This is a genomic window from Microbacterium sp. B35-04 (genome assembly GCF_010634885.1).
Lineage (GTDB): Bacteria > Actinomycetota > Actinomycetes > Actinomycetales > Microbacteriaceae > Microbacterium.
The window spans coordinates 1-598 of sequence record NZ_MWLP01000155.1 but is presented as its reverse complement, the minus strand read 5'-3'; the positions used below and the strand labels follow the sequence as shown (position 1 = coordinate 598).

The 598-nt window shown below is 71.7% G+C and carries 1 pseudogene; it reads left to right on the top strand.

The annotated features are described in order from the left end of the window. Window positions 1-598, top strand: a pseudogene (locus tag B1729_RS20170) (MFS transporter); the annotation flags it as partial.

Below are 598 nucleotides of genomic sequence, written 5' to 3'. Positions count from 1 at the left end.
CGTGCCGTTCGTCGCCGCCGTGGCCGGCATCGCACTGACCGCGATGCTCGTTCCGCCGGCAGGGCTTCGCGCCACCGGAAGCGTCAATGTCGTCTCGGCAGTCCTGCTCTCGGGGTGGCTCATCGCCCTGCTGGTCCCGCTCAGCTCGGGTGCCCGCTGGGGCTGGGCCTCACCGCTCACGCTGGGCATGTTCGCGGCGGCAGCGGCGCTGGTCATCGCCTGGGTCGTCGCGGAGCTGCGCTCCGACAACCCCCTCGTGGACCTGCGCCTGATGGCGACTCGCGCCATCTGGCCGGTCAACGCAGCCGCACTCCTCATCGGTGCTGCCGCCTTCGGGTTCTGGGGCTACCTTCCCCAGTTCCTCGAGACGCCCGCCGACTCGGGGTGGGGTCTCGGGCTCGGCGTGCAGGCCGCGGGACTCGCAATGCTCCCGCTCCTCATCGGCATGTCGAGCGTCGGCTTCGCCACGGGTGCGATCGCACGCGTCATCCCGCTCCGGCTCATGATGGCGCTCGGCGCGCTGCTCATGGCGGGCGGCGTGGTGTTCGCCGTCTTCGACCACGAGACGGTCCTGACCCTCGCCATCGCGGGCGGCGTC